At 71.0% G+C, this 6,775-nt stretch carries 4 protein-coding genes; 1 reads left to right on the top strand and 3 read right to left on the bottom strand.

Features of this window, described 5'->3' with window-relative positions; translation table 11 throughout:
• The 3 genes from A5650_RS14875 to A5650_RS14865 form a co-directional block, all read right to left on the bottom strand.
• Positions 1-1,446, bottom strand: a 1,446-nt coding sequence (locus A5650_RS14875) for an Hsp70 family protein (protein WP_067292745.1), incomplete at its 3' end; no start/stop codon positions are given.
• Between the two features lie 106 nt (positions 1,447-1,552).
• Positions 1,553-4,087: an isoniazid response ATPase/transcriptional regulator IniR gene (gene iniR, locus A5650_RS14870; RefSeq protein WP_067292742.1), complete on the bottom strand. Its 2,535-nt coding sequence runs from the start codon at positions 4,085-4,087 to the stop codon at positions 1,553-1,555.
• Positions 4,088-4,091: 4 nt separating this feature from the next.
• Positions 4,092-5,870 carry an Hsp70 family protein gene (locus A5650_RS14865; protein WP_067292748.1) on the bottom strand — a complete coding sequence of 593 codons (1,779 nt, stop codon included), beginning with the start codon at positions 5,868-5,870 and terminating at the stop codon, positions 4,092-4,094.
• Positions 5,871-6,114: 244 nt separating this feature from the next.
• Here A5650_RS14865 and A5650_RS14860 point away from each other — a divergent pair, with 244 nt between their 5' ends.
• Positions 6,115-6,636, top strand: a complete 522-nt coding sequence (locus A5650_RS14860; RefSeq protein WP_067292739.1) for an Rv0340 family IniB-related protein — start codon at positions 6,115-6,117, stop codon at positions 6,634-6,636.
• The last annotated feature ends 139 nt before the right edge of the window (positions 6,637-6,775 follow it).

Raw genomic sequence — 6,775 nt, 5'->3', positions numbered from 1 at the left:
CGTACGTGGCGGGCTCGGGGCCGCCTGTGTCGCAGGCGCCGGGCGCGCGCTGCGCTGCGGGGGCGCCGACGACCGCTGTGCCGGTTGCACGACGATCGTGGTGAGTTGAGGGGCCTGCGGCGCCGGGGGTGCTGGAGTGGGAGCCGGCGCCGCAGGCGCGGGGGGTGGTGCGACAGTGCTGGTCGCCGCCTCGACCGGGGTGACGGTGTCGTCGCGCAGTTGCATCACGACGAACAATCCGGTAGTGACCGCCGCCGCGGCGGCTGCGAGACCGAACAGCACGAGGGGGGAACGCCGGGGCGGCGCCTCGTCCTGCCAGTCCTCGCGTTGAAAGACGAGGTCGGGGCGGGACTCGGTGACGGGAAGTGGCGCGTAGTCCTGGTCGTCCTGGGACCAGGCCAGCGCACCGAACGCGCTCGACGGCGGTCCGTCGATGCGGACGGTCGCTTCCTCGACCCCGGCGGGCGTCAGGGTCGTCGCGGGTTCGACGACGCGTCGGCGGTGTGCGATCAGGGCGGCGCCGCCGGCCGCGGCCAATTGGGGTTGCGGGGTGGTCACCACGGACGCGCGCAGATGTTCGGACAGCTTCGTGGTGATTATCGGAATGCGTGCTCCGCCGCCGACCGTCGCCACCGCCGTGACGGCGGCCGCCGGGACGCCGTAGCGATCGAGAGTGTCGTCCACGACCGCCAGGAAGTCGGCGACCGGATGCTGCATCAGCTGCTCGAGCTCGGCGCGGGTCACGCGAATCTCCGCGCGGTATCCGGGCACGTCGACGGGAATCGCCGTCGCGGTGTCCGCAGACAACCGTTCCTTGGCGGCGCGGCATTCTTCCCGCAGGCGCGTCAGCGAGCCGACGACGGCGGTGCCCGATGGATCGGTGTCGAAGGGCAGCGACGACATCACGTGCGTCAGGAGCGCCTGGTCGACGAGATCGCCTGACAGGTCTGCGAACCGGACGGTCTCGCCGACCACCCCGTGGCCCGAGGAGGCGTTGGCCAGCGTGATGCTGGTTCCGGTACCGCCGAAGTCGCAGAGCACCACGACGCCGCGGGAGGGCAGGCCAGGCTCCGCGTTCAGAGCCGCCAGGGCCGCGGTGGCGTCGGTGATGACCGGAACATCGTCGCGCAGGACCTGGCGCACGGAGTCGGCGACCGACGGCCGCCAGTGCGCGGGAACCGCCACCGCCATGTCCGTGTCGCCGTTGTGGCCGAGCCTTCGCAGTGCTTCGGCGAGGAGCCGCTCGGGTCGATGGGTCGAGCCGTCGGGGGCGATGAGCGGAACGGGATCGCCGATGCGGTCGACGAATCCGGTGAGTCGTTGGCCGCCGACCGTCAGCTCGGAGGGCCTGATCACCGCGGCGTGGCCGTCGCGGGTCGCGGTGAGGTTGGTCGCGCCGACCGAAACACCCAGCGGCCGGTCCGGAGATGCCTGGTGACTGATCATGGGATGACGCTATGGTGCTGCGCCGGCCTGCGGATCCGGCGCCGATCCCGTCGTCGGCGGGCCCGGTTAGGGGATCTTCGTTAGGGGATGGCGACGAGTTGGGGGATTACGACTGCGGCGCCAGCATCGCCCGCAGCATCGACAACATCTCGGACCGGGAATCCGCGCCGAGACGGCGGCGGATCCGGGCGACATGGTGCTCGACCGTCTTCGCCGATATGAACAGCTGCGCACCGATGTCGCGGTACGGCATGCCGAGCAGGAGCAGTTCGGCGACCTCACGCTCGCGGTCGGACAGTCGCGACGACACGGGGCGCGCCGTACCGGCCCGCGCGGCTTCGGGCGCTGCAGGCTGCTCGGCGCCGGGAGCCTCGTCGAGTGCGACGGCCTGCTTCAGGTCGCGCGCGAGCTGAAGCATCGCACCCGACACGCGGCCGTCGGGGGCCTGCAGGGCGGCCTGACCGGCGAGCCGGGTGGCATCCCACGTGTGGCCGACCTGCGCGAGCAGCCGCGCGGCGGTGGTGACCTCGTCGGTGTCGACGTGGTTCGCCAACACCCGCAACCACGTGCGGCCGGCGGTGGCCAGTGTCCTGGCGAAGGGACTGCGGCCGGCCGCCGTCGTGAGCGCCTGGCCGTGCGGCGCGACTGCGTCGGGAGCGTTGGCGAGGATGCCTGCGTGCACACCTGCCCAGTGCAGCGGAGCCGACCACAACACCGGATCGCCGAGTGAGCCGAGAAGAGCGAAGGCCTCGTCGATGGTGTGGCGCAGCCGGTCGATCTGGTGCATTCGAGCGGCGGCCACCCACAGTTCGCCGAGCGGCAGCAGAGAGAAGAGGTCCATCGAGTACTCGGCCAGCACCTCCACCGCCGAATACCAGTGCTTCTGCATGGCGCCGGTGTCGCCGCTGCGCCGGGCGATCGCGGTCTGCAGTGCGGCCGCCCACAGTGCGTCGCGGCGATGCAGTGGGGCGCTGTCGGCGTCGGCGCCGACGATCGCGACGTCTGACGTCGCCGCGGACAGCTGTCCGTCCTGCATGCGCACCCAGCCCAGCAGCAGCCGATGCCTGCGGGCGACGAAAAGCGCGGCCTCCGAACCGTCCTCGAGGCCCGAGCGCACGGCGCGGCCGATGACGCTGCGGGCCCGCACCGGATCGCCGCCGTGCAGTGCGGCCAGGGTCACCAGCGCAGCGGGGGTGTCAGGAGCGACGCCGGTGGTGGCCTGGTCGGTGGTGATCGCCTGGCCGAGTCGGGCGACGGCGGCGGGGTAGGGGGCGTCCAGCGACATCAGCAGCCCGTCGGCAAGGCTGCGCGCGGCGCGGGCGGTGGAGGTCGGCGGCCCGCCGCTCTCGACGGACAACGCCGTCCGCGCGGCGGACAGGTCGCCGGCGGCGATCGACACCACGGCGCCCGCAGCGCTGATGAACGCGTCCGGATACGGTCCCAGCCAGCGGAACAGTTCCGCGGCCTGGGCGGCGCTGCCGTCGTGGACCGCGATGCTGGCGGCGATCCGGACCGCGGCGGCCTTTTCGGCGGCATCGTCGGATCCGAGCAGTTGATCGGTGAGCCGGCCCGTGGTGCCGCAGTCGCCGCTCAGCGCTAGCGCGTCGGCCAGCTGTGAGCTCAGCGCGGTCGCCCCCGCATCGACCGCACCGCGGTAAAGCCTTGCCGCCCTTGCGGGTTGGTTATGGCTGCGTGCCGCCATGTCGGCCAGCGCGGTGGCCAGGCGGTCGTCGCGCAACCCGTGCTCGGCCATCTGCAGCGCCAGGTCCGCCGACAGCGTCGACGATTCGAGCTGCGACACTAGAAGCGACACCTCGGTATCGTGATGCCGTGCGGCGCCGAGGATTTGGGCGACACACCGGTGCAGAGTGCGGAGGAATGCCCGGCTGTGAGACGGCTCGATGAGGCCGGTGGCGCGGGCACGATCGACCAGTGTGTGCGCCTGCTCGGCGCCGATCCGCAACGCCGCCGCGACGTCGTCCGGGCCGAGCTCTCTGCTCAACGACGTCATCAGGAGCGCGTCCAGCAGCGCGTCGTCGAGGCGGCGGAGCCGTTCGATCATCGCGTACTTGACGGCGTGCAGGATGGCGGTGGCGGGCGCCTCGCCCTCCGGGGCCACGGCGGCGGCGATCGCCGGTTGAAGCAGGAACGGCAGCCCGGCCGTCGCGACGACCAATGACCGCACCATATCGGACGGTGGTGTGCCGCCGAGCTTTTCGGTGACGAGGCCCGCGACGTCGGCCGGGCCCAGCGACCCAAGGTCGACGACCGGGTTCTCGCGTTCGATCGCCGTCGACAGGGCGCGCATGGCCGGTCGGTGCGCCACCGGCTCACTGCTGACGATGACCGTCGAATCCGGGTCGGAAACCCGATCCGTGAGTTGGTCGAGGTCGTCGTCGTCGAGCAGCTGCACGTCGTCGATGACCACCGCGGCATGCTCGCCGGCGCGCGGGGCGCGGGTGAGCACGGGCACGCCCGCGGCCCGCAACGCATTCCGGACGGCGGCCAGCACCGAGGTCTTGCCGGTACCGACGCCGCCCGAGACGAGAAGTTTGACCGGCTCGGTAGGGGCGGCCGCGAGCCTCGCGACCGCTTCGCGTGCGGGCGGCGGGATTTCGGTCCGCGGGTCCGACGCGGTCATAGCGCTACGGCTCGTCCTCGGCGGGGATGTCCGGCTGCGGTTCGATCGACGTCGTCGGCGGTTCGGTGGTCGTCGGCGGCTGGGTGGTCGTCGGCTGCGTGGTCGTCGGACGCGTCGTCGTGGTCGTCGGCGTGGTGGTTGTGGTGGTCGTGGTGGTCGTCGTTGTCGTCGTAGTCGTGGTGCTCGGCGTCGTCGTGGTGGTCGTCGTCTCGGGGGGCGGCGGCGGCGGGATCACGCTCGTGGTCGCACGGCCATCCTCTCCGGTGACCGTGACCGTCTGCGGCGCAACAGAAGTCGTCTGCTCCGGGGAAGGTCCGGTCTCAACCGTCGTCGCGGTCTCGGTGACCGGAGAGCTGTCACCGCTCGTGCTCGTCAGCGTGACCGCGAGCCCACCGGCGGCCAGCAGTGCCGCGGCAGCCGCCGCGCCGAACAGCACCACCGGTCGGCGGTACCACGCCAGCGGTGCGGGCTCCGGTTCGTACTGCTCTTCCTCATGGGCGAATTCCATCCCCGGTCGCGCGCCGGTTGCGCCCGCTTCGAACGTGTAGTCCTCGCCGGCGTACGGGACCGGCTCATCGGCGGGGGAGTCGTCTTGTGACCACGCCAGCGCGCGGAACGTCGCCGAGGCGGCCCCGTCGGCGGCCGACTCAGAGGCCGCGACGCCGGCGGCGCCCGCGGCCCACGCGGCCGCGGCCATGCTGGTCGGCGCCATGCCGGTCGGGGCATCCGCTGCGGGCGCCATCCCCGTTGCCGCTTCGGCGACGTCGGCGATCAGCGCTGCGCCCGCCGCGACGTTCAGCTGCGACTGCGGTGTGGTGATGACGGGCGCGCGCAGGCGGGTCGACAGCTGCTGAGTGACCATCGGGATGTTCGCACCGCCGCCGACAGTCGCGACGGCCGAGACATTCGCCATCGGGATGTTGTTGCGCTGCAACGCTTCCTGGACGGCGTTGAGCACACCGTCGAGGGGTTCGCTGATCAGCTGCTCCAGCTCGGTGCGGGTCACTCGCACGTCGGAGGTGTACCCGGGCAGATTGGCGTGGACGACCGCTGCGGTGTCGGCGGACAGCTGTTCCTTGGCCACGCGGGCCTCGTTGCGCAACCGGGCCAGCGAGCTGACGGCGGCGGTGCCCGCCGGATCTGCGTCGTTGGCCGCGGCGATGCCCGCGACGACATGGTTGAGCAGGAGCTGGTCGATCTGGTCACCGGAGAACTCGGGGTAGCGGACCGTCTCCCCGAGCGGAGCGAAACCGGCACCGGCGTCGGCCAGGCTGATGCTGGTGCCGCTACCGCCGAAATCGCACAGCACAACGACGCCGCTCGACGGCAGTCCGGGCGCGGCCTGCAGTGCGGCGAGGGCCGCCGCCGAATCGGGCACCAGCGTGGGCGAGACCCGGCCGGGAGCCAGACCGGGTGCGGCGCGCAGGGCGCCCCGTAGCGCACCCGTCGCCGCGGCGCCCCAATGCGCGGGCACCGCGATCACGACCGGAGATCCGCCGCCGACCGTGCGGGCCATGGCGTCGAGGGCTTCGGCCAGCACCTGTTCTCCGCGATGCGGTGAACCGTCGGCCGCGACCAACGGCACCGGGTCGCCCACCCGTTCGACGAAGCCGCTCAGCACCGTCCCCGGTTGGTTCAGGTTCGGGTTCTCGGCTGGTACGCCGACCTCCGGCGGGCGATCGTCGAAGATCGTGAGAATGGATCGCCGCATGACCGGGGGGCGGCCGACCCGGGCCGCCACCAAGTTGGTCGAACCGATCGACAACCCGAGTGAGTCGCTCATCTCCACCTCTGTATTTGGGTCAATTCGGACCCGGCCATCACGATAGCGGCTGGATCTCTCCGAATACGGGACCTGCCCCTAGTGGGAAGAAATCCCCTAACGGTTCGTCCCCTAACGGCCCGGCCGAGTAGGTGGGTTTGACACCGATCACGGGGGGCGTCGCCGTCGATAGCATCGTGGCAAGCCGCTTGGCTAGGTCATGTCTCTAGCCACTTATATCTGTTTGAGGGAGGGAGGGTGTTTCATGGCCAACGAGCTACTCGACTTCGTCATGTCGGTGGTGCGTGATCCCGACGCCGCCGCGCGTTTCGCCGCTGATCCGGATCAAGCCATTGTCGACGCCAATCTGACGAACGTGACCAGTGCCGATGTCCATGCCCTGATCCCTGTGGTCTCGGAGTCGATGTCGGCGCTGCCGACGACCGTCCCGACGACCGGGCTGGACGGCGGCATCGCCGAGGCCGCGAGCAATGTGTGGAGCAGTGGTGCGGCCACGGCGGCGTTCGACGCCTTCGGGGACCATGTGCCGGCCAATGCGGTCGACGACGTCTCCACCGCGCTGATCTCCGACCCGGGGGTCTCCGATCTCGCCGATCCGGACGTCCCCAGCGTCGCCGGGGTGGACGACACCTCGCTGCAGCAGCTGGACCACCCAGTGACCGACGATGTGGTCGAACAAGCGCCGACGATCGACGACTTCAGCGATGCGATGGCCGACGTGCAGCAGCTCGATATCGACGCGGGCGGGTTCGACATCTTCGACTGAGGCGCTCGACGCCGGAATGCGCGGTCCCCGAGGGGGCCGCGCATTCGTTGTTTCTGGGGTGAAATCGCCAGTACAACGCATCATGCCGGCCGATCCCCGGCCCACCCCCTAATCCCCAAACGCCGCCAAAACAACGATA

It is taken from the genome of Mycobacterium sp. 1164985.4 (assembly GCF_001668575.1).
Lineage (GTDB): Bacteria > Actinomycetota > Actinomycetes > Mycobacteriales > Mycobacteriaceae > Mycobacterium.
Note: the sequence above shows the minus strand (reverse complement) of the source record. Positions and strands in the feature narration are given on the sequence as shown.